The organism is Streptomyces callyspongiae, assembly GCF_047200695.1.
In the GTDB taxonomy this organism is placed as follows: domain Bacteria; phylum Actinomycetota; class Actinomycetes; order Streptomycetales; family Streptomycetaceae; genus Streptomyces.
The window spans coordinates 1-19,846 of sequence record NZ_JBJZOM010000023.1; the positions used below are offsets into that span (position 1 = coordinate 1).

General features: G+C 72.5%; 17 protein-coding genes and 1 pseudogene. 12 read left to right on the forward strand and 6 right to left on the reverse strand.

The features are described 5' to 3' along the window. The first annotated feature begins 126 nt into the window (after positions 1-126). Positions 127-993 carry a MurR/RpiR family transcriptional regulator gene (locus tag ACL06G_RS19510; RefSeq protein WP_412785472.1) on the forward strand — a complete coding sequence of 289 codons (867 nt, stop codon included), beginning with the start codon at positions 127-129 and terminating at the stop codon, positions 991-993. Between the two features lie 32 nt (positions 994-1,025). Here the strand turns inward: ACL06G_RS19510 and ACL06G_RS19515 are convergent, their stop codons facing one another. Next, positions 1,026-2,387: a type III PLP-dependent enzyme domain-containing protein gene (locus ACL06G_RS19515; protein WP_412836420.1), complete on the reverse strand. Its 1,362-nt coding sequence runs from the start codon at positions 2,385-2,387 to the stop codon at positions 1,026-1,028. A 130-nt stretch (positions 2,388-2,517) separates the two neighbouring features. Here ACL06G_RS19515 and hutU point away from each other — a divergent pair, with 130 nt between their 5' ends. The 4 genes from hutU to hutI are packed head-to-tail and all read left to right on the forward strand — an operon-like array spanning position 2,518 to position 7,986. Next, complete coding sequence (hutU, locus tag ACL06G_RS19520; protein WP_412836421.1) at positions 2,518-4,182, forward strand: urocanate hydratase; 1,665 nt, start codon at positions 2,518-2,520, stop codon at positions 4,180-4,182. Positions 4,183-4,220: 38 nt separating this feature from the next. Continuing rightward, on the forward strand, positions 4,221-5,420 hold the full coding sequence (locus ACL06G_RS19525) for an allantoate amidohydrolase (protein ID WP_412785471.1): 1,200 nt from the start codon (positions 4,221-4,223) through the stop codon (positions 5,418-5,420). After that, entirely contained in the window at positions 5,399-6,754 is a 1,356-nt protein-coding gene (locus ACL06G_RS19530) for a formimidoylglutamate deiminase (protein WP_412836422.1), read from the forward strand. The genes ACL06G_RS19525 and ACL06G_RS19530 overlap by 22 nt, the downstream gene beginning before the upstream one ends. A gap of 59 nt (positions 6,755-6,813) precedes the next feature. Next, positions 6,814-7,986 (forward strand): imidazolonepropionase, encoded by a 1,173-nt coding sequence (gene hutI, locus ACL06G_RS19535; RefSeq protein WP_412836423.1) that lies wholly within the window; start codon positions 6,814-6,816, stop codon positions 7,984-7,986. A 79-nt stretch (positions 7,987-8,065) separates the two neighbouring features. Here hutI and ACL06G_RS19540 read toward each other — a convergent pair whose 3' ends face one another. Next, positions 8,066-9,019 (reverse strand): RNA polymerase sigma factor SigF, encoded by a 954-nt coding sequence (locus ACL06G_RS19540; RefSeq protein ID WP_412785327.1) that lies wholly within the window; start codon positions 9,017-9,019, stop codon positions 8,066-8,068. 262 nt (positions 9,020-9,281) lie between these two features. Between ACL06G_RS19540 and ACL06G_RS19545 the strand changes: the two genes are divergently transcribed. Then, positions 9,282-9,662, forward strand: a complete 381-nt coding sequence (locus tag ACL06G_RS19545; protein WP_412785326.1) for an STAS domain-containing protein — start codon at positions 9,282-9,284, stop codon at positions 9,660-9,662. Between the two features lie 169 nt (positions 9,663-9,831). Continuing rightward, a complete protein-coding gene (locus ACL06G_RS19550) occupies positions 9,832-10,338 on the forward strand; it encodes an ATP-binding protein (protein WP_412785325.1) in 507 nt (168 codons plus the stop codon). A gap of 170 nt (positions 10,339-10,508) precedes the next feature. On the opposite strand, the gene ACL06G_RS19555 is transcribed toward ACL06G_RS19550, so the two are convergent. Then, positions 10,509-12,005, reverse strand: coding sequence for a peptide MFS transporter (locus tag ACL06G_RS19555; RefSeq protein WP_412785324.1), 1,497 nt, complete (start codon positions 12,003-12,005; stop codon positions 10,509-10,511). 390 nt (positions 12,006-12,395) lie between these two features. Here ACL06G_RS19555 and ACL06G_RS19560 point away from each other — a divergent pair, with 390 nt between their 5' ends. Further along, positions 12,396-13,076, forward strand: coding sequence for a response regulator transcription factor (locus ACL06G_RS19560; RefSeq protein WP_412785323.1), 681 nt, complete (start codon positions 12,396-12,398; stop codon positions 13,074-13,076). A gap of 13 nt (positions 13,077-13,089) precedes the next feature. Then, positions 13,090-14,352 carry a sensor histidine kinase gene (locus ACL06G_RS19565; RefSeq protein ID WP_412836424.1) on the forward strand — a complete coding sequence of 421 codons (1,263 nt, stop codon included), beginning with the start codon at positions 13,090-13,092 and terminating at the stop codon, positions 14,350-14,352. Positions 14,353-14,490: 138 nt separating this feature from the next. Here the strand turns inward: ACL06G_RS19565 and ACL06G_RS19570 are convergent. After that, positions 14,491-14,853, reverse strand: a pseudogene (locus tag ACL06G_RS19570) (GtrA family protein); the annotation flags it as partial. Positions 14,854-15,012: 159 nt separating this feature from the next. Between ACL06G_RS19570 and ACL06G_RS19575 the strand changes: the two are divergent. From ACL06G_RS19575 to ACL06G_RS19585, 3 genes are read left to right on the forward strand one after another with little or no spacing between them, the layout of a single operon-like run. After that, positions 15,013-16,152, forward strand: coding sequence for a 5-(carboxyamino)imidazole ribonucleotide synthase (locus ACL06G_RS19575; protein ID WP_412785321.1), 1,140 nt, complete (start codon positions 15,013-15,015; stop codon positions 16,150-16,152). Then, on the forward strand, positions 16,149-16,718 hold the full coding sequence (gene purE, locus ACL06G_RS19580) for a 5-(carboxyamino)imidazole ribonucleotide mutase (RefSeq protein ID WP_412785320.1): 570 nt from the start codon (positions 16,149-16,151) through the stop codon (positions 16,716-16,718). The genes ACL06G_RS19575 and purE overlap by 4 nt, the downstream gene beginning before the upstream one ends. After that, a complete protein-coding gene (locus tag ACL06G_RS19585; RefSeq protein ID WP_412785319.1) occupies positions 16,715-17,911 on the forward strand; it encodes a dipeptidase in 1,197 nt (398 codons plus the stop codon). Before purE ends, ACL06G_RS19585 begins: the two co-directional genes overlap by 4 nt. A gap of 62 nt (positions 17,912-17,973) precedes the next feature. Here the strand turns inward: ACL06G_RS19585 and ACL06G_RS19590 are convergent, their stop codons facing one another. After that, positions 17,974-18,447, reverse strand: coding sequence for an anthrone oxygenase family protein (locus ACL06G_RS19590; RefSeq protein WP_412785470.1), 474 nt, complete (start codon positions 18,445-18,447; stop codon positions 17,974-17,976). Positions 18,448-18,660: 213 nt separating this feature from the next. Then, positions 18,661-19,836 carry an acyl-CoA dehydrogenase family protein gene (locus ACL06G_RS19595; RefSeq protein ID WP_412836425.1) on the reverse strand — a complete coding sequence of 392 codons (1,176 nt, stop codon included), beginning with the start codon at positions 19,834-19,836 and terminating at the stop codon, positions 18,661-18,663. Between the last annotated feature and the right edge of the window lie 10 nt (positions 19,837-19,846).

Here is a 19,846-nt window from a genome sequence, read left to right on the forward strand (position 1 = left end):
GCCCCGCCCCCCGCCGCTCCGCCGGCCGGCCCGCCGAGGGCGGGCCGGCCGGCGGTCGCGGTTCGGGCGACGCCCCGCCCGTCGCGCTTGCCCGCTCTGCATAGGCTCATGCAGAGTCGCTGAGTGATGAATGGAGACCAGGGGGCGCCACGGCGCGGCAGTCCGAGCGCCCGACTGCAGCAGCTCTTCGAGGGGAGGCGGCTGACGCCCACCCAGCGGCGCATCGCGCACTGCATGGTGCGCCGGGCCGCGGACGCCCCGTTCCTGTCGAGCGTCGAACTGGCGGAGCTCGCCGGAGTCAGCCAGCCCTCCGTCACCCGGTTCGCCGTGGCTCTCGGATTCGACGGCTACCCGGCGCTGCGCCGCCACCTGCGTGACATCCCGGCCGCCGCGGAGGCGGAAGGAGAGCCGTCGCCGCCGCCGAACGCCTACCAGCAGGCCGTCGAGGCCGAGATCGACAACCTGCGCCGGCTCGTTGCCCTGCTGGCCGACCCCGCGCCCGTGGAGCAGGCGGGGCGGCTGCTGGCCGCCTCCCGCACCCTGCCGGTGCTCGGGCTGCGGGCCGCCTCGGCGCAGGCGCGCGGCTTCGCGTACTTCGCGGCCAAGGTCCACCCGGACGTGCGGCTGCTGGACGAGAGCGGATCGATGCTCGCCGACCGCATCGACGCCGCGGTGCGGGCCGGTGCGGACGTCCTGCTCTGCTTCGCGCTGCCCCGCTACCCGCGGGAACTCTCCGAGGCGCTGGAGCAGGCGCGGGAAGCCGGGCTCCGGATCGTCACCGTGGCCGACAGCGCGTTCGCGCCGGTCGCCGATCCGCGGGACCTGCTGCTGCCCGCCGCGGTCGGGACCGGCCTGGCGTTCGACACCGCGTGCGCGCCGATGCTGCTGGGCCGCGTGCTGCTGGAAGCGATGTGCGACGGGCTGCCCGACGCCCAGGCCCGGCTGGAGGAGTTCGACGCCCGCGCCGCGGCCCGCCGGCTCTTCGTCGAGTGACGGCCCGGCGGGGCGGCGTGCCGACGGGGCGCCTACTGCGTCAGCGCGTCGCGGTGGGGTCCGCCGGACTCCGCCACCAGGTCGGCCTGCGTCTGGGGCGCACGGACGGTCATGAACCGCACCGGGGCGTCGCCGGCCGACGCGTCGTAGCCGTGGACGCCCGGGCGGGGCAGTGAGTTGTAGCCGAACGGCGTGGAGAAGTAGTAGGCGCCGGTGTCGAGCAGCGCGGCGTGGTCGCCCGCGGCCATCAGGGGCACGGCTCGCTCGCGCGCGACCAGGTCGCCCGCGAAGCAGCACGGCCCCGCGACGTCCTGGGCGACGGCCGGGCCGTCCTTGGGGAGGCCCTTGGCGTCGTACGCGGCCACCCGGAGCGGCCACGCGTCCGGGGCGAACACCGTGCGGACGGCGACCTGGGCGCCCGCGTGCGTCACCGCGATGGGCCGGCCGCCCGACGACTTGGCGTACTCGACGCGGGCCACGATCGTTCCGGCCTTGGCGAGCAGCGACCGTCCGAATTCGGTGACGAGTCCGTACCGGCCGTCGAAGAGCCCGGGAACCCGGGAGGCGAGCAGGCGCGCGTAGTCCGCGAAGGCCGGAGCGGTCTCGTCGGAGTCGAAGTTGACCGGGAGGCCGCCTCCGATGTCGAGCACGGTGACCTGCCGGCACCCGACCGCGGTGTTGATCTCCTCCGCCAGCTCCCAGGTCGCGCGGACACCCTCCGCCATGACGGACAGCGCCATGCCCTGCGAACCGACGTGGCAGTGCAGCCGGGTCAGCCAGGGCCGGGCCCGGTAGGCCTCGACCACCCACCGCCGCGCGCCCTCGTCCCGCAGGGCGACGCCGAACTTGGAGGTGGCCGTCGCGGTGCTCATGGCGTCGATGTCGCCGCCGCCGATCTGCGGATTGACGCGCAGCCCCACCGGCGCGGACGACGTGCCGCCCGCGGCGTGGACCAGGGCGTCCAGCCGCTCCAGCTCCTGCGGGTTGTCGACGTTGAGGGCGATGCCCAGCCCGAGCGCCTCGCGCAGTTCGGCCGTCGTCTTGGCCGGGCTGTCCAGCACGGTGCGCGCCGCGGGCACGCCCGCGGCGCGGGCCAGCGCCAGCTCCCCGGGACTGGCCACCTCCGCGCCGACCCCGCAGTCGTCCAGCAGCCGCAGCACCGGGACCAGCGAGCCCGCCTTGACCGCGAAGGCGTGCAGCACTTCCTGTCCGGGGGCGGTCACCTCCGCGAACGCGGCGTGCAGCGACGCCGCGGCTTCACGCACGGCGGTGACGTCGAGCAGTGCGGCGACCGGATGGTGCTCCTCGTCCACCAGCCCGTGCTCGACGGCGGCTCGTACGGCCCGGTCGCGGCGGCCGGCGAGACGGGCGGCTGCGGGGTCTGCGTGGTTCATGCCGTCCAGCGTGTCACCCGGCAGGTGAGGAATCCGACGGTGGTTGTTGACTGAAACTATTCAGTACGTAGGCTGTATGAATAGATGGATGCTCGGCCGTTCGGCAGATCCACACCAGGGAGGCAGCGCCATGGCAGGACCGCGACCCGTGCGGGCACCCCGCGGAACCACACCCACCGCGCGGGGGTGGCCCCAGGAGGCCGCCCTGCGGATGCTCCAGAACAACCTCGACCCCGAGGTCGCCGAACACCCCGACAAACTCGTCGTCTACGGCGGCACCGGCAAGGCCGCGCGCGACTGGCGCTCCTTCGACGCCATGGTCCGCACCCTGGAGACGCTGCGCGACGACGAGACGATGCTGGTGCAGTCCGGCCGCCCCGTCGGCGTCATGCAGACCCACGAATGGGCGCCGCGCGTGCTCCTCGCCAATTCCAACCTGGTCGGCGACTGGGCCCACTGGGAGGAGTTCCGCCGCCTGGAGGCGCTCGGCCTCACCATGTACGGCCAGATGACCGCCGGCTCCTGGATCTACATCGGCACCCAGGGCATCCTCCAGGGCACCTACGAGACCTTCGCCGCCGTCGCCCGCAAACGCTTCGACGGCACCCTCGCCGGCACGATCACCCTCACCGCCGGGCTCGGCGGGATGGGCGGCGCCCAGCCGCTCGCCGTCACCATGAACGGCGGCGTGGCGATCTGCGTCGAGTGCGACCCGTCCCGCATCGAGCGGCGCATCGAACACGGCTACCTGGACGTGCGCGCCGACTCCGTGGACCACGCCCTCCGCCTCGCCACGGAGGCGCGGGACGCCCGCCGCCCGCTCTCCGTCGGACTGCTCGGCAACGCCGCGGAAATCCTTCCCCGGCTGCTGGCGATGAGCGCGCCCGTCGACATCGTCACCGACCAGACCTCCGCCCACGACCCGCTCTCCTACCTCCCCGCCGGCATCCCGTTCGAGGAGATGGCCGCCCACGCCGCGGAGAAGCCCGCCGACTTCACCCGCCGCGCACAGGAGTCCATGGCCCGCCACGTCGAGGCCATGGTCGGCTTCCAGGACGCCGGGGCCGAGGTCTTCGACTACGGCAACTCCCTCCGCGGCGAGGCCCGGACGGCCGGGTACGCGCGGGCCTTCGACTACCCCGGCTTCGTGCCCGCCTACATCCGGCCGCTGTTCTGCGAGGGGAAGGGCCCCTTCCGCTGGGCGGCGCTCTCCGGCGACCCCAAGGACATCGCCGCGACCGACCGGGCCCTCCTCGACCTCTTCCCCGAGAACGAGTCCCTCGCGCGCTGGATCCGGCTCGCGGGCGAACGCGTGCGCTTCCAGGGCCTGCCGGCGCGGATCTGCTGGCTCGGCCTGGGCGAGCGCGACAAGGCCGGCGAACGCTTCAACGACATGGTCGCGAGCGGCGAGATCTCGGCTCCGCTCGCACTCGGACGCGACCACCTCGACTGCGGCTCCGTCGCCTCGCCGTACCGCGAGACCGAGTCCATGCTCGACGGCTCCGACGCGATCGCCGACTGGCCGCTCCTCAACGCCATGGTCAACATCTCCTCCGGCGCCTCGTGGGTCTCCCTCCACCACGGTGGCGGCGTGGGCATGGGCCGCTCGATCCACGCCGGCCAGGTGACCGTCGCCGACGGCACGCCGCTCGCGGGGCAGAAGCTGCACCGGGTGCTCACCAACGACCCCGCCATGGGTGTCGTCCGCCACGTCGACGCCGGATACGACCGGGCCGACGCGATCGCGGCCGAGCGCGACGTGCGCATCCCCATGCGCGAGGGGGAGGACGCGTGACCGGCGGCGCGGTGGCGGACCCGCCGTCCTTCCACGAGATGTGGCGCGACCTCGCGCCGGTCGGGCGGGACGGCGGCAGCGGCGGCTACCGCCGCTACGCCTGGACCGGCGCCGACACCGACTGCCGCGCCTGGTTCCACGACCAGGCGCGCGCACGGGGGCTCACGTACGAGCTGGACCGCAACGGCAACCAGTGGGCCTGGCTGGGCGACCCGCAGGAGGGCGACGCCGTCGTCACCGGCTCCCACCTCGACTCCGTCCCCGACGGCGGAGCCTTCGACGGCCCGCTCGGCGTCGTGTCCTCCTTCGCCGCCCTCGACACCCTGCGCGCCCGCGGCGCCGCCCTCGGACGCCCGCTCGGCATCGTCAACTTCGCCGACGAGGAGGGCGCCCGCTTCGGACTGGCCTGCGTCGGCTCCCGCCTCACCGCCGGGCAGCTCACCGTGGAGAAGGCCCGCGCACTGCGCGACGCCGACGGCGTGTCCCTCCCGCAGGCCATGGAGCGGGCCGGACACGACCCCGAGACCCTCGGTGCCGACCCGGAGCGCCTCTCCCGCATCGGTGCGTTCGTCGAACTCCACGTCGAGCAGGGCCGGGCCCTCGCGGACACTCCGCACCCGGTGGGCGTGGCGTCCGCGATCTGGCCGCACGGGCGCTGGCGCTTCGACTTCACCGGCGAGGCCAACCACGCGGGCACCACCCGCCTGGAGGACCGCCGCGACCCGATGCTCACCTACGCCACCACCGTGCTGGCCGCCCGCAAGAAGGCGCGGCTCGCCGGAGCACTCGCCACCTTCGGCAAGGTCGCCGTCGAACCGAACGGCGTCAACGCCGTCCCCTCCCTGGTGCGCGGCTGGCTCGACTCGCGGGCCGCCGACGAGGAGACCCTGGAGGCGGTCGTCACGGCGATCGAACAGGCGGCGACCGAGCGCGGCACCCGCGACGGCGTCGGCGTGTCGGTCGTCCGCGAGTCGTTCACGCCGGTCGTGGAGTTCGCCGACGCCCTCCGCGACAGGATCGGTGCCCGCCTCGGCGGGGTACCCGTCCTGCCGACCGGTGCCGGACACGACGCGGGAATCCTCTCCGCGCACGTCCCCACCGCCATGCTGTACGTGCGGAACCCCACCGGCGTCTCGCACTCGCCGGCCGAGTTCGCCGAGGAGGACGACTGCGTGGCAGGGGTGTCCGCACTCGCCGACGTACTGGAGGACCTCGCATGCCGGCCGACCACGCCGTGACGACCTACTGGGCCGAGTACGCCTGGCTCAACGGCACCGTCGAACCCGCCGTCGCCCTCGACGTCGCCGACGGCCGCATCACGGCCGTCGGCACCGGCGTCGCCGCCCCGCCGCCCGGCGCGGAACCGCTGCGGGGCCTCACGATCCCGGGCCTCGCGAACACGCACAGCCACGCCTTCCACCGGGCCCTGCGCAGCACCGTGCAGGTCGGCTCCGGCACGTTCTGGACGTGGCGCGACACGATGTACCAGATCGCCTCGCGCCTCACCCCCGACACGTACTTCGCCCTCGCCCGCGCCGTGTACGCGGAGATGGCGCTCGCCGGCATCACGTGCGTGGGGGAGTTCCACTACCTGCACCACGACCGCGACGGGCGCCGGTACGACGACCTCAACGCGATGGGCGGCGCGCTCATCGCCGCCGCAGCCGAAGCCGGGATCAGGCTCACCCTCCTGGACGCCTGCTACCTGTCCTCCGGCTTCGGCCGGGAGCCCACCCCCGCCCAGCGCCGCTTCTCCGACGGCACCGCCGAAGCCTGGGCGGAGCGTGCCGGGCGGCTTCGCGCCGACATCGACGGCACCGTCCGGATCGGCGCCGCCGTGCACTCGGTCCGGGCGGTCCCGGCGCAGGAGCTGGGCACCGTCGCCGCCTGGGCCGAGGAGCGCGACGCCCCGCTGCACGTCCACCTCTCGGAGCAGCCCGCAGAGAACGAGGCCTGCCGCGAGGCGCACGGCTGCACCCCGACCGAACTGCTCGCCGACCACGGCGTCACCGGCCCGCGCACCACCGCCGTCCACGCCACGCACCTGACCGACAGCGACATCGCGCTGCTCGGCGGCTCCGCGACCGGGGTGTGCATGTGCCCCACGACGGAACGCGACCTGGCCGACGGTGTCGGTCCGGCGGCCGCGCTGCAGCGCGCGGGGAGCACGCTGTCGCTCGGCAGCGACAGCCACGCCGTGATCGACCTGCTGGAGGAGGCCCGGGCCATGGAGCTCGACGAGCGCCTCCGCACCCGCGCCCGCGGGCACTGGACGGCGGCGCAGCTGCTGCGCGCCGCCACCGAGGACGGGCACGCCGCGCTGGGCTGGCCGGCCGCGGGCCGGCTGGAGACCGGGATGCTGGCCGACTTCACCACGATCGCCCTGGACAGTGTGCGCACGGTCGGTCCGGCGTCCCGCATGGCGACGGAGGCGGTGGTCTTCGCCGGGACGGCCGCGGACGTGCGGCACACCGTCGTCGGCGGCCGGCACGTCGTCCGGGACGGCGTGCACACCACCGTGCCCGACGTACCCGGGGTCCTCGCCGAGGCCGTCGCCGCGGTCACCCCCTGAGCACCGGGCCGCCGACCCGGCCCCGCACGCGCCCACACCGCCACCAGGAGAGCCACCCCATGAGCGACACGACCCTCATCCACGACATCGGCACCCTCGTCACCAACGACCCCGCCCTGGGAGAGGGGCCGCTCGGCGTGATCGAGAACGCCGCGCTCGTGACGGAGGGCGCCCGCGTGGCCTGGGCCGGCCCGTCGGCCGCCGCTCCCGCGGCCGACCACGCCCACGACGCGGCGGGCCGCGCCGTCCTCCCCGGGTTCGTGGACTCCCACTCCCACCTGGTGTTCGCCGGCGACCGCACCCGGGAGTTCGCCGCCCGCATGTCCGGAAAGCCCTACACGGCCGGGGGCATCCGCAGCACGGTGGCGGCGACCCGCGCCGCCACCGACGCCGAACTGGCCGCCAACCTCGCGCGCTACCTGCGCGAGGCGCTGCGCCAGGGCACCACCACGCAGGAGACCAAGTCCGGCTACGGCCTCACCCCCGGCCAGGAGGCACGGGCGCTGCGGATCGCCGCCGAGCAGACCGAGGAGGTGACCTACCTCGGCGCCCACATCGTCGCTCCGGAATTCACCGACGATCCGAACGGCTACGTCGAGCAGGTCACGGGAGAGATGCTCGACGCCTGCGCGCCGCACGCCCGCTGGGTGGACGCGTTCTGCGAGAAGGGCGCCTTCGACGGGGACCAGGCCCGCGCCATCCTCACCGCCGGGAAGGAACGCGGGCTCGTGCCGCGCATCCACGCCAACCAGCTCTCGCACGGCCCCGGCGTGCAGCTCGGCGTCGAACTCGGCGCCGCCTCCGCCGACCACTGCACACACCTCACGGACGCCGACGTGGACGCCCTCGCCCAGGGCTCCACCGTCGCCACGCTGCTGCCCGGCTGCGAGTTCTCCACCCGCGCCGTCTACCCGGACGCGCGGCGCCTGCTGGACGCGGGCGTCACAGTGGCGCTGTCCACGGACTGCAACCCGGGCTCGTCCTTCACCTCGTCCATGCCGTTCTGCCTCGCCATCGCGGTGCGCGAGATGGGCATGACGCCGGACGAGGCGGTGTGGTCGGCGACGGCCGGAGGGGCCCGCGCGCTGCTGCGCGACGACGTCGGGCGGCTGTCACCCGGCGCGTACGCCGACCTGACCCTGCTGGACGCCCCGTCGCACGTGCACCTCGTCTACCGGCCGGGCGTCCCGCTCGTCGACGCCGTGTGGCGGCGCGGCGTCCGCGAGGTCTGAGCACCCCGCACGGACGGCTGGAGGTCCCCGCACCCGGTGCGGGGACCTCCAGCCGTCCGTGGGGGCGGGTGGTGCCGCCTCACTCCTCGATCATCAGGCCCTTGCGGAGCCTGCCCAGGGTGCGCGCGAGCAGCCGGGAGACGTGCATCTGCGAGATGCCCAGCTCCTCGCCGATCTCCGACTGGGTCATGTTGGCCACGAACCGCAGCGAGAGGATCCGGCGGTCCCGCGGCGGCAGCTCGGCGATGAGCGGCTTGAGCGACTCGACGTACTCGATGCCCTCGAGGCCGTGGTCCTCGTAGCCGATGCGGTCGGCCAGCGCGCCCTCGGAATCGTCCTCCTCGGGCTGCGCGTCCAGCGAACTGGCCGTGTACGCGTTGGAGGCCGCCATGCCCTCGACGACCTCGTCGCGGGAGAGGCCGAGGCGCTCCGCCAGCTCGTCGACGGTGGGTGCGCGGTCCAGGCGCTGGGCGAGCTCGTCGCCCGCCTTCGCCAGGTCCAGCCGCAGTTCCTGGAGCCGGCGCGGCACGCGCACCGACCAGGAGGTGTCGCGGAAGAAGCGCTTGATCTCACCCACGATCGTCGGCATCGCGAAGGTCGGGAACTCCACGCCCCGGTCGAGTTCGAAGCGGTCGATGGCCTTGATCAGGCCGATGGTGCCGACCTGGACGATGTCCTCCATCGGCTCGCTGCGGGAGCGGAAACGGGAGGCCGCGAACTTCACCAGGGCGAGGTTGAGCTCGATCAGGGTGTTCCGGACGTAGGAGTACTCGTGGGTGCCCTCCTCGAGACCGGTCAGTCGTTCGAAGAGGGTCTTGGACAGTGCTCGCGCGTCGACGGGCCCCACGTCCTCGAAGAGGGGGAGCTCCGCCACATGCAGCTGATCGAGGATCTCCTCGACGACAGCCTCCGGGGCGTGTGCGTCTGCCTCGGGTGCGTGAGCGACGGCGTCCGGGCTCGTGTCCTGGCCGAGCTGGGCCGGGATGGCCGGGCCGGCGATGTCCGCTATCCCGTTGTCGAGCCGGGGTGACATGGTGTCCTCCGTGATTCTCGGCGTATGGCTGCCGAAGCCGTGACGTGCACTGCGGTGTGCGGCGCCTCCGAGCCGACGTGGTTTCGAATGTCCCTATAGGTACTACCGGGACATGCACGTGCATGGCAAGTCTGCGATGGTCGCTTTGTCCGGATGTGAGCCCTCTCCGGCTACCGTCGGCGACGGTGAGGGCGTAGGGTTCGAGTGGCGCGCCACCGGGTAGCGGGGGTGGGCTCATGTCACGCGAACGGAAGGGCTGTTCATGGACCGCGGGATGCCCGGCAGTACGAGCGGGCGTCGGCTGACGGTCGACGTGCGGACGATGGGCGCGAGCGCCGTGCTGTCCCCCAGGGGTGAGCTTGATCACCACACCGCGGATGTGCTGCGTGAGCCGCTGGACCAGTGCCTGGAGGGTGGAAGCAGTCACCTGGTGGTGGATTGCACCGCCCTGGATTTCTGCGACTCCACCGGGCTGAACGTCCTCCTCGGTGCCCGCCTGAAGGCCGAGGAGGCAGGCGGGGGCGTTCACCTCGCCGGCATGCGCCCGGCCGTCGCCCGGGTCTTCGAGATCACCGGTGCCGACGCCGTCTTCACCGTGCACCCCGACCTCGATGCGGCGCTGTCGAGCGTGGCCGGAGCGTAGTCGCCACCGCAACAGAGGTGTTATCCGTTCGTCATGCGCCGCTCACGGGCTCGTCGCCGTCGTGAGTTGCGCGCATCACACCAACCCGTCCGAATCCGTGGGTGTTCTCACCGTCCGGCAGGGCAGGAGACTGAAGAATCTTTCAGGTAACCGGTGAGGTGAACCACTGATGAGCACCATCCGGCCGTTTCCGGCGGATCGCGGCAAGGAGCCCGAAGGCGCCGCGCTGTCCGCTGCGATGCCGGAGGCCGAGCGGGAGCGGCCGCTGAGCCAGGTGCGCAGACTGCGTCTCGTCGGTGCCGGCGGCAGTGTGTCGCGCGCCCGGGACTTCACCCGTAAGGCGTTGCAGGACTGGGGCTGGCTGCCGGCGGCGACCGCGGACCAGCGCGCGGCGGCCGAGGACGTCCTGCTGGTGGTCTCCGAACTCGTCACCAACGCCTGTCTGCACGCCGGGGGCCCCGAGGAGCTGCGCATCGGCAGCGGAGCCAAGCTGGTGCGGCTGGAGGTCGTGGACGCCGGGGCCGGCGACCCCGCGGCACGTACGCCGCACCGTGCGGGACGGCCCGGCGGGCACGGCATGTTCATCGTCCAGCGGCTCTGCCTGGACTGGGGCGTGGTGCGCGGCGGCGACGGCCACGGCAAGACCGTGTGGGCGGAGCTCGCCGCCCCGGTCTGAGGTCCGCGCCGTCGCGCCGCACCGGTCCGGCCCGTTTCGCGCGCCCGGCTCTCCCCGGGAGTCCCTGCCGGCTCCTGACCGCCTTCCGAAGCGCCTTCCGCGGCGCAACGCACGGTGTCCCGGCCGGGAGGATCCCCGGCCGGGACACCGTGTGCGTCCGTGGGGCCGCGTCAGTGGACGTCGCCCATCAGCCGGATGACCTTCTTGCGGTTCAGCAGGAAGGCGACACCGGCGACGACGGCCAGGGCGCCGATCGCGCCGAAGTAGGCCGACGATCCGGTGGCCTCGCCGAACACCAGCGCCGAGATCGAGGCCAGGCAGTTGCCGGCCGTGACGGCCAGGAACCACAGGCCCATGACCTGGCTGGAGTACTTCTCCGGGGCCAGCTTCGTGGACACCGACAGGCCGACCGGCGAGAGGCACAGCTCCGACACGGTCATGATCAGGTAGACCGTGGCGAGCCACAGCGGCGAGGCCTTCTCGTCGCTCGCGGCGACGACGCCCATGGCGAGCATCATCAGACCGAACGACAGGCCGATGCCGGTCAGGCCCATACCGAACTTCGTGGTGGTCGTCGGGTTGCGGCGGCCCAGCTTCACCCAGAGGGCGGCGAGGACCGGCGCCAGCGCCATCACGAACAGCGGATTCAGGGACTGGAACCAGCTCTCCGGGAACGCCAGGCCGAACAGCGTGGAGGAGGTGCTCTCCTTCGCGAAGACGGTCAGCGTCGAGCCGGACTGGTCGAAGATCAGCCAGAACAGCGCCGCGGCGATGAAGAACCAGATGAACCCGGTCATCTTCTTCTTCTCGTCCGCGGTGACGTCCTTGTCGCGGCGGATCCGCGCGAAGTAGAGCGCGGGCAGCGCGATACCGGCGATGGAGATGGGCCACAGCACCCAGTCGATGCTGAAGATGCCGGCGACGGTCAGCGTGCCGTAGAACACCGTGGCGATCGCGACGCCGATACCGGTCTTCTTCAGTGCCTCCCTGCGCTCCTCCGCGGACAGCGGCGAGGGAACCATGCTGCTGCGCTCGGCGAGGCTGCGGGTGCCGACCAGGAACTGGATGAGGCCCAGGCCCATGCCCACGCCGGCCATGGCGAAGCCGAGATGCCAGTTGACCTCCTGGCCGACGGTGCCGATGACGAGCGGCGCGAGGAAGGCACCGATGTTGATGCCCATGTAGAAGATGGTGAAGCCGCCGTCACGGCGCGGGTCGTTCGGCCCGTCGTAGAGGTGGCCGACCATCGTGGAGATGTTGGACTTCAGCAGTCCGGAACCGGCCGCGATGAAGACCAGACCCACGAAGAACGATGCCTCGAAGGGCACGGCCAGCAGGAAGTGGCCGGTCATGATGATGCAGCCGGCGACCGCCGTCGTCCGGCGCGGTCCCCAGACCCGGTCGCCGAACCAGCCGCCCGGGACCGCCAGCAGGTAGACGGTGGCGTTGTAGACGGCGTACAGCGCGGTCGCGGTGGAGGCCTTCATGGCCAGACCGCCGTCCGCCACCTGAGCCGTCAGGTAGAGGACCAGCAGGGCCCGCATGCCGTAGAAGCTGAAGCGCTCCCACATCTCGGTCATGAAAAGGGTGGCCAGACCGCGGGGGTGGCCGAAGAAGGTCCGTTCGCCGGTGGTGCCGGCTCCGGCCTTCGTCAGGCTGGACGCCATGGTGGTGGCTCCTTGCTCGCTCGGGACGCGCGGCGAGAAGGGCCGTGTGCGCGCCCGGTGGGGGGATCGCGGGTCCGGGCACAGCCGGTCCCGCACGCCGAGCGGCCCCGGCCGCACCAGGGCAGGGGGCATCGGCGTCGACTTGCAGAATCGAGCACACCTTACGGCAGGGACCTGCCTGTTGTGGAAGTGAATGCGATGCAGATCACAGGTGAAACCGGAAACCTTCCGTGCAACCGAAGGTAAAGAAGAGGTTACGTCGGTGATTCCCAGCACCTCTCCGACTATCGGGCGTCCCCGTCCGTCGCCCGCCCGGGGCCGTCCGACGGGGAGCACGGTCCCGGACCCGGGGACGCACACCGCCTGTGGTGCGAGGACTACCATCGGCCCATGACCCGTGTACTGCTCGCCGAGGATGACGCGTCGATCTCGGAACCCCTGGCCAGGGCGCTGCGCCGGGAGGGATACGAGGTCGAGGTCCGTGAGGACGGCCCGGGCGCCCTGGAGGCGGGGCTGCGGGACGCCATCGACCTGCTCGTGCTGGACCTGGGCCTGCCCGGCATGGACGGCCTGGAGGTCTGCCGGCGGCTCCGCAACGAGGGCCACGGCTTCCCCGTCCTCGTACTGACCGCCCGCGCGGACGAGGTCGACACCGTCGTCGGGCTCGACGCGGGCGCCGACGACTACGTGACCAAACCCTTCCGCCTCGCCGAACTCCTCGCACGGGTACGGGCACTGCTGCGCCGCGGCGCGGTCAGCGAGGCGGCCGCACCGCCCGCCACCCACGGAGTCCGCATCGATGCCGAGTCCCACCGGGCCTGGATGGGCGACGAGGAACTCCACCTCACCGCCAAGGAGTTCGACCTCCTCCGCGTCCTCGTGCGCGACGCCGGCCGCGTCGTCACCCGCGACCAGCTGATGCGCGAGGTCTGGGACACCACCTGGTGGTCGTCCACCAAGACCCTCGACATGCACATCTCCTGGCTCCGGAAGAAGCTCGGGGACGACGCCGCGAACCCGCGCTACATCGCCACCGTGCGGGGCGTCGGCTTCCGCTTCGAGAAGAGCTGAGACCCACCGTTCCATGCGCCGCCGCCTGATCCAGTCCACGCTCGCCGTGGTCCTCGTGGTCCTCGCCGTCTTCGGGGCCTCCCTCATGCTGGTCGAGTCCCGCACCATCGAGGAAAGCGCCCGGGAGAGCGTCCGGTCCGAGGCCGTGCGGGTGGCGTCCGTCGTGGAGAGCCGGCTGGTCGCGGACGAGGCGGTGTCCGCCAGGACGCTGCGCACCACCGTCGAGGGCAACCGGTACGTCCGCATCGACGTGCCGGGACGCGCACCGATCGTCTTCGGCGACCGCCCCGGCGGCGACGTGATCGAGGCCCGGCAGACCGGTGCCCACGGCGAGCAGGTCCTCGTCCAGCAGTCCGACGAGACGGTGCGGGACGAGGTGGGCCGCATGCTGCTGATCATCCTGGCCGTGGCGGTGCTCGCGATCATCGCCGCCGCCATCCTCGCCGTGCGGCAGGCCCACAGGGTGGTCTCCCCTCTCACCGACCTGGCCGAGACGGCCGAACGGCTCGGCTCCGGCGACCCGCGCCCGCGCCACCGCCGGTACGGCGTCCCCGAACTCGACCGCGTCGCCGACGTGCTGGACGCCAGCGCGGAACGCATCGGCCGCATGATCACCGCCGAGCGCCGACTCGCCGCCGACGCCTCCCACCAGCTGCGCACCCCGCTCACGGCGCTGTCGATGCGGCTGGAGGAGATCATCGCCACCGCCGACGCCGAGGCCCCGGAGGACCGCGCCCTGGTCACCGAGGAGGCCACCATCGCGCTCGCCCAGGTCGAGCGGCTCACCGACGTCGTGCAGCGGCTGCTCACCAACTCCCGCGACCCCAAGTCCGGCTCGGCGGTCGCCTTCGACCTCGACGACGTGGTCAAACAGCAGACGGAGGAGTGGAAGCCCGCCTACCGCGTCGAGGGCCGGGCGATCGTCCGCTCCGGCAGGACCGGCATGCGGGCGATCGGGACCCCGGGGGCCGTGGCGCAGGTGCTGGCCACCTGCATCGAGAACGCCCTGATGCACGGCGGCGGCACCGTCGCCCTGCGCACCCGCGCGACCGGCAACCAGGTCGTGGTGGAGATCAGCGACGAGGGCCCGGGCGTCGACTCCTCACTCGGCTCCCGCGTCTTCGAACGCACCGTCAGCGGGCACAACTCAACGGGCCTCGGCCTCGCCGTGGCCCGCGACCTCGCCGAGGCGGACGGCGGCCGGCTGGAACTGCTGCAGCTGCGCCCGCCCGTCTTCGCCCTCTTCCTGAGCCGCGACACCGACCAGGCCACCTGACGCATCCGGCCGACCCTGCACCGGGACGCCGAACCGGGCCCCGCCCGACCCGGCGGCACCCGCGGGCGCCTCGTCGGCGAACACCCAGGTGCGGTAGGACCAGAAACGGAAAGCCGTCCCGAGGCCGAGGCCGACGACGTTCTTGGCGAGGTTGTCCGCCATCGCCGAGGTCAGGTCCAGGCCGTAGCGGGACAGCGCCAGCATGCCGTTCTCGATCACCATGCCGACGCCGCTGAAGAAGAGGAAAAGCGACAGCTCGCGCCGCACCCGACGCTTGTCCGCGTGCCGGTACGTCCAGTACCGGTTGCCCACGTAGTTCGTGCCGATCGCCACGCTCGTCGCGAGGACACCCGACAGCAGGGGCGCCAGGCCCAGCCCTCCCCGGCACAGGTTGAACACCGCGACGTTCACCAGCACACCGCAGGCGCCGACCGTCCCGAACTTCGCGACCTCGCGGATCAGCTGTCGCAGGCGAGCCGGAACGCCACGCCCTTCACCCATAGTGATCGCTCGGTCCCCGTTCCTGGTCGGCGTCCTCCGGCGGAGGCGGTCCGCGCCTCATGCTAACCAGCGGCGCTTCCCGCCGCAGGATCACGGCGAACCCGGGGCGGCGGATGCCCGTGACACGGGCCGTGCGGCGGGCCGGATAGTCTGGACGGCGTGACGTTCCCGGTAGTCGGCATGGTCGGCGGCGGACAGCTCGCTCGTATGACACACGAGGCGGGCATCCCCCTCGGCATCAGGTTCAAGCTCCTCTCCACCACCCCCCAGGAGTCCGCCGCGCAGGTCGTCGGCGACGTGGTCCTCGGCGACCACCGCGACCTGGGCACACTGCGTGAGTTCGCCCGCGGGTGCGACGTGGTCACCTTCGACCACGAGCACGTGCCCACCGAGCACCTCCGCGCCCTCGAGGCGGACGGTGTCCCGGTGCGCCCCGGCCCGGACGCGCTGCTCCACGCCCAGGACAAGGGCGTGATGCGGGCGCGCCTGGACGCGATCGGGGTGCCCTGCCCGCGCCATCGCCTCGTCGCCGACCCCGCGGACGTGGCGGTCTTCGCCGCGGAGGGCGACGGTTTCCCCGTCGTGCTCAAGACCGTGCGCGGCGGCTACGACGGCAAGGGCGTGTGGGTGGTCGGCAGCGCCGAGGAGGCGTCGGAACCGTTCCTCGCCGGTGTCCCGGTGCTCGCCGAGGAGAAGGTCGAGTTCGCCCGCGAGCTGGCCGCGAACGTCGTGCGCTCCCCGCACGGGCAGGCCGTCGCCTACCCGGTTGTGGAGTCGATCCAGGTGAACGGCGTGTGCGACACCGTGATCGCGCCCGCACCCGAGCTCGACGCCGATCTCGCCGCGGCCGCGCAGGAACTCGCGCTGACCGTCGCCGAGGAACTCGACGTCGTCGGGCACCTGGCGGTGGAACTCTTCGAGACCCGCGATGGGCGCGTCCTCGTCAACGAACTCGCGATGCGTCCGCACAACTCCGGCCACTGGACGCAGGACGGTGCCGTGACCTCCCAGTTCGCCAACCACGTCCGCGCCGTCCTCGACCTGCCGCTCGGCGACCCGCGCCCCCGCGCCCGGTGGACCGTGATGGCCAACGTCCTCGGCGGCGACTACCCCGACATGTATCCGGCGTACCTGCACTGCATGGCGCGCGATCCCCAGCTGAAGATCCACATGTACGGCAAGGGCGTGAAACCGGGCCGGAAGGTCGGCCACGTCAACACCTACGGCGACGACCTGGCCGACGTGCGCGAGCGCGCCGCCCACGCCGCCGGCTACCTGAGAGGGACGATCACGGAGTGACCGCAGCAGCCGCACAGCCCGATCAGTCCTCCGTCGCGCCGCGGGTCGGCGTCGTCATGGGCTCGGACTCCGACTGGCCCGTCATGGAGGCCGCCGCGAAGGCACTCGACGAGTTCGAGGTGCCGTACGAGGTGGACGTGGTCTCCGCCCACCGCATGCCGCGCGAGATGCTCGCCTACGGGGAGGAGGCCGCAGGGCGCGGACTCCGTGCCGTCATCGCCGGAGCGGGCGGTGCCGCCCACCTGCCCGGCATGCTGGCCTCCGTCACCCCGCTGCCGGTCATCGGCGTGCCCGTGCCGCTGAAGCACCTCGACGGTGTCGACTCGCTCTACTCCATCGTGCAGATGCCCGCCGGCGTCCCCGTGGCCACCGTCTCCGTCGGCGGCGCACGGAACGCCGGACTGCTGGCCGTGCGGATGCTCGCCGCGCACGACCCCGACCTGCAGGAACAGATGACCTCCTTCCTCACCGACCTGAACGAGAAGGCGACCGAGAAGGGCCGCAGGCTGCGCGCCAAGGTCGCCGCCGCGGACGCCGGCTTCGGCTTCGGAGGGGGTGCCCGATGACCGACGCCGCCTCGCACCTGGACCGGGCACGCGCCCTGCTCGCCGAACACCCCGTCGTCGACGGGCACAACGACCTCCCCTGGGCGCTGCGCGAACAGGTCGCCTACGACATCGACCGCCGCGACGTGGCCACGGACCAGTCCGCCCACCTCCACACCGACATCCCGCGGCTGCGGGCCGGCGGCGTCGGGGCGCAGTTCTGGTCCGTCTACGTGCGCACCGACCTCTCCGGCGACGCGGCCGTCAGCGCCACGCTGGAGCAGATCGACGTCGTGCGGCAGCTGCTCGACCGCTACCCGGGCGACCTGCGCTTCGCCGGCACGGCCGACGACATGGAGACGGCGCGCGCCGAGGGCCGCATCGCCTCGCTCATGGGCGCCGAGGGCGGACACTCCATCAACAACTCCCTCGGCACCCTCCGCGCCTTCCACGACCTGGGCGTCCGCTACATGACGCTCACCCACAACGACACCATCGACTGGGCGGACTCGGCGACCGACGAGCCCCGGCACGGCGGCCTGAGCCGCTTCGGCGAAGAAGTCGTCCGCGAGATGAACCGCTGCGGCATGCTCGTCGACCTCTCGCACGTCGCCGCCACCACGATGCGGGACGCGCTGCGGGTCTCCGAGGCCCCGGTGGTCTTCTCCCACTCCTCCTCCCGCGCGGTCTGCGACCACCCGCGGAACATCCCCGACGACGTGCTGGCGAGCCTCCCGGCCAACGGCGGCGTGGCGATGGTGACGTTCGTGCCGAAGTTCGTGCTGCCCGAGGTCGGCGCCTGGGTCCTGGCAGCCGACGAGAACATGCGGGCCCACGGCCTGCACCCGCTGGACGGCACCGCGGAGGGACGCAAGGTCCAGCAGGCGTACGAGGAGGCCCACCCGCTTCCCGTCGCCACTGCCGCCACCGTCGCGGACCACCTCGACCACATGCGCGAGGTCGCCGGCATCGACCACATCGGCATCGGAGGCGACTACGACGGTACGCCGCTCACCCCCTCCGGCCTCGACGACGTCGCGGGCTACCCCAACCTGGTCGCCGAACTGCTCCACCGCGGCTGGTCGGACGCCGACCTCGCGAAACTGACCTGGCACAACGCCGTCCGCGTGCTGCGCGACGCGGAGTCCGTCGCCGCCGACCTGCGGCAGCGCCGCCGCCCCTCCGTCGCGACGATCGGCACCCTCGACGGCTGACCGCAGGCCCGCCCCGCCCCGCCGCCACCCCCGCGGCGCGGCGGGCGCGCCGCACGCCGGGTTCAGCCGTGACCGTGCAGCACCAGCGCCCACGCCAGGCAGCCCAGAGCCGCCGTGCTCAGCACCGTGCGCACGTGGTTCCACCGCACCCACCGCGACTGGAACCGCGCCCGCGCCTCACCGGGCTCCACCTCGTCCGAGTCGAGATGGTCGTTCAGCGGCACGTTCACACGGAAGGTGATGCCCAGCGTCAGGGCGTACAGCAGGAAGGCGGCCAGCGTCCAGAACACGAGCCGGGTGTCGTCGCCGTCCAGGTGCAGCGCACCGGCCACCAGGATGAGCAGCGGCGCCCCCGCGAACGCGAGGCCGAACCAGGCGTTGAGGATCTTGTCGTTGACCGACCGCATCGCCTCGACGTACGTGCGGTCCTCGCACGCCGCGAGTCCCGGCATCACCGCGATGGAGAAGGCGAAGTACAGCCCCGCCATCACCCCGGTGAGCAGCGTTGCTCCCACCAGGGCGATCCCCTGCCACATCTCCAGCACTGCACTCCTCCTCGAAGCGGCGGCGTGAAACGGCCCTTCCCCCGTCGAGTCAATCCGAACGAGCCGCCGGGTGCCACCACAACGCCGCTGTCTTCTCGACACATCCACCTCGGAGGCGGTTCCGCGCGGTACCGCACACACGCGCACGGCGAGCGGCCCCGGCACGTGCCGGGGCCGCTCGCCGTGCGCGGTGAGGTTGGGTCGTCAGGGCAGGTTGCGGGCCATGACGATGCGCTGGACCTGGTTGGTGCCCTCGTAGATCTGGCAGATCTTCGCGTCGCGCATCATGCGCTCCAGCGGGTAGTCGCGGGTGTAGCCGTACCCGCCGAGGAGCTGGACCGCGTCGGTGGTGATCTCCATGGCGGCGTCGGAGGCGTAGCACTTGGCGGCCGCACCGAAGAAGGTGAGGTCCTCCTTGTTGCCGCCGAGCGCGACGCGCTCGGACTTGGCAGCGGCCGTGTACGTCAGCTGGCGGGCGGCCTCCAGCTTCATCGCCATGTCGGCGAGCATGAACTGCACGCCCTGGAAGTCGCCGATCGGCTTGCCGAACTGCTGGCGCTCCCGGACGTAGCCCTTGGCGTAGTCGAGGGCGCCCTGGGCGATGCCGAGGGCCTGGGCCGCGATGGTGATGCGGGTGTGGTCCAGGGTCTTCATGGCCGTGGCGAAGCCGGTGCCCTCTCCGCCGATCATGCGATCGGCGGGGATGTGGACGTTGTCGAGGTAGACCTCACGGGTGGGGGAGCCCTTGATGCCGAGCTTCTTCTCCGGCGCGCCGAAGGAGACGCCCTCGTCGCCCTTCTCCACGACGAACGCCGATATGCCGCCGCGGGTCTTCTTGTCCGCGTCGGTGACGGCCATGACCGTGTAGTACTCGGAGACCCCGGCGTTGGTGATCCAGCGCTTCACACCGTTGAGGACGTAGGAGTCGCCGTCGCGGACGGCGCGGGTCTTCATGCCTCCCGCGTCGGAGCCGGCGTCCGGCTCGCTGAGGCAGTAGGAGAACATCGCGTCGCCCTTGGCCAACGGCGCCATGTACTTCTTCTTCAGCTCCTCGGAGCCGGAGAGGATCACGGGCAGCGACCCGAGCTTGTTGACCGCCGGGATCAGCGACGAGGACGCGCAGACCCGGGCGACCTCCTCGATGACGACGACCGTCGCGAGCGCGTCGGCGCCCGCGCCGCCGAACGCCTCCGGGACGTGGACGGCGTGCAGGTCGTTCGCGACCAGTGCGTCCAGGGCCTCCTGCGGGAAGCGCCCCTCCTCGTCCACCTCCGCGGCGAACGGGGCGATCTTCGCTTCGGCGAGCGCGCGCACCGAGTCGCGGAGCATGTCGTGCTCCTCGGACGGCCGGTAGAGGTCGAAGTCGGCAGTTCCTGCCACGGTGTCTCAC